At 64.3% G+C, this 1711-nt stretch carries 3 protein-coding genes; 2 read left to right on the top strand and 1 reads right to left on the bottom strand.

The features are described from left to right. Positions 1 to 188: 188 nt before the first annotated feature. Positions 189 to 803, bottom strand: a complete 615-nt coding sequence (locus BN903_RS03930; protein ID WP_048076736.1) for a sulfite oxidase-like oxidoreductase — start codon at positions 801 to 803, stop codon at positions 189 to 191. A 221-nt stretch (positions 804 to 1024) separates the two neighbouring features. Between BN903_RS03930 and BN903_RS03925 the strand changes: the two genes are divergently transcribed. Next, positions 1025 to 1240 carry a ribbon-helix-helix domain-containing protein gene (locus tag BN903_RS03925; protein ID WP_006630092.1) on the top strand — a complete coding sequence of 72 codons (216 nt, stop codon included), beginning with the start codon at positions 1025 to 1027 and terminating at the stop codon, positions 1238 to 1240. 94 nt (positions 1241 to 1334) lie between these two features. Next, on the top strand, positions 1335 to 1613 hold the full coding sequence (locus BN903_RS03920) for a UPF0058 family protein (RefSeq protein ID WP_048076500.1): 279 nt from the start codon (positions 1335 to 1337) through the stop codon (positions 1611 to 1613). Positions 1614 to 1711: the final 98 nt, after the last annotated feature.

Raw genomic sequence — 1711 nt, 5'->3', positions numbered from 1 at the left:
CCGCCGTGAACGCCGGTTCGTCGATCTCCGTGGTCCGGCTGACCAGCGGCGGCGACGACCGCGAGCGCGCCTGTTCCATGCGATACGTGTCGGGGACGGGGACCCTTTATCTTGACTATCGGGGCGGAGAAAGCGGGGAAAATCGAACGGCGAGCGGACGGGAATTCCGGGCGTCGAAGCGGCGGCCGTCAGCTGTAGCGCTCCTCGTTCCAGGGGTTCGCCGTGTCGCTGTACCCGCGCTTCTCCCAGTAGCCCAGCTCCTTCTCCGTGAGGAACTCGACGCCGGAGACCCACTTTGCGCCCTTGTACGCGTACTTATGCGGCGTGACGACGCGGATCGGGCCGCCGTGGTCGGCCGGGAGGTCGTCGCCGTCGAAGCCGTAGGCGAGCTGGACGCCCGGCTTCGTACACTCGTCGAGCGGGAGGTCGGTCGTGTACCCGTCGAGCGAGTGGAACATGACGTGTTCGGCGTCGTTACTCACGCCGGCGCGCTCGGCGAGATCCGCGAACGCGACGCCCGTGAACTCGCAGTCGAACTTGCTCCAGCCCGTCACGCAGTGGAAATCCTGTCGCTGGGTGACGGCCGGGAGGTCGCGGAACTCGTCGAGCGAGACGGAGAGCGGCTCCTCGACTGCGCCCCACACCTCGAGTTCGAACGTCTCCGGGTCCCACGAGGGAGTCCCGCTCTTCGAGAGGACGGGGAACCCGTCGGTCTCGCGCTGCCCCGGCGGGAGCCGGTCGTCGCCGTACTCGCGGTAGAGGTCCGTGAGGTCCTCGACGGAGTCGGTACGGGATGCGGTCATGAACCACGGTACGGCCCGGATCGACGTATGAATGTCGCTCCCGAGAGCGGAGTCGCGCGCGAGCAACCGTCTCGGGCGATCGGTGACGGCGACGTTCGAGATAGTGAAGTTCAAATTTTGGTAACTGAAAGGAGATTTTTTGAGATTAGTTCTGAATTTTCAGATACGCGGATCTGCGACGCCACTTTTATATGCGCTATCCCACAAGACCCGGACAGCAAATGCCACGAGTGAAGATAACGGTGCCGGAGCATCTGGAGATGCAGATCGCCCAGATGGTCGAGGAAGGCGAGTTCCTCAACCGGGAGGAGGCGGTCGAGGAACTGCTATCGACGGGCATCAAGGCGTACAAGACGAGCGGCCCCAGAGACGACGACGACTCCAGCGGGTTCGAGGACGAGGGGATGATGGGCCACGAAGACGAGTACGTCTTCTGACCGCGCGCTGCGCTCGTTGACCCCCGCGAACGCGCGGAACCGTGCGTCCCGGCCTCAACAACGCTTAAAGGGCCTACAGGCCGTATCCAAGGGCATGCACAAAGACGAGCTGCTCGAACTCCACGAACAGATGGTGACGATCATGGAGCACTTCCGCGCGCAGGAGACGGTGGACGGGTCGCTGTTCGACCCGTACGACGAGCTCGACGTCGAGCCCTCTCACGTTCACAAATCGAAGAGCGAGCACAAACACGCCGTGTTCGTGCTCGGCAACGCCTTGGCGAACGCGATGAGCGAAGACGAGTTCTCGCCCGCCGGCCGCGTCGGCAAGCGGATGGAGGAGCTCGCCGACGACGCCGAAAACAAGATCTGAGACGGGCGGTCGCGCCGGATTGCCTCGACAGTCCGTCGGTTCTGTCCCCGGAACGCCGTCGACCCCCGAGTTGATGTGCGCGCGGCCCCCTCCGTCGT

Source organism: Halorubrum sp. AJ67 (genome assembly GCF_000513435.1).
This window is presented reverse-complemented; position numbering and strand designations above follow the sequence as displayed.

Bases quoted from the DNA above. Each gene is read 5' to 3' on its own strand.
- BN903_RS03930 (WP_048076736.1), bottom strand. From the start codon at position 803: ATGACCGCATCCCGTACCGACTCCGTCGAGGACCTCACGGACCTCTAC.
- BN903_RS03925 (WP_006630092.1), top strand. From the start codon at position 1,025: ATGCCACGAGTGAAGATAACGGTGCCGGAGCATCTGGAGATGCAGATC.
- BN903_RS03920 (WP_048076500.1), top strand. From the start codon at position 1,335: ATGCACAAAGACGAGCTGCTCGAACTCCACGAACAGATGGTGACGATC.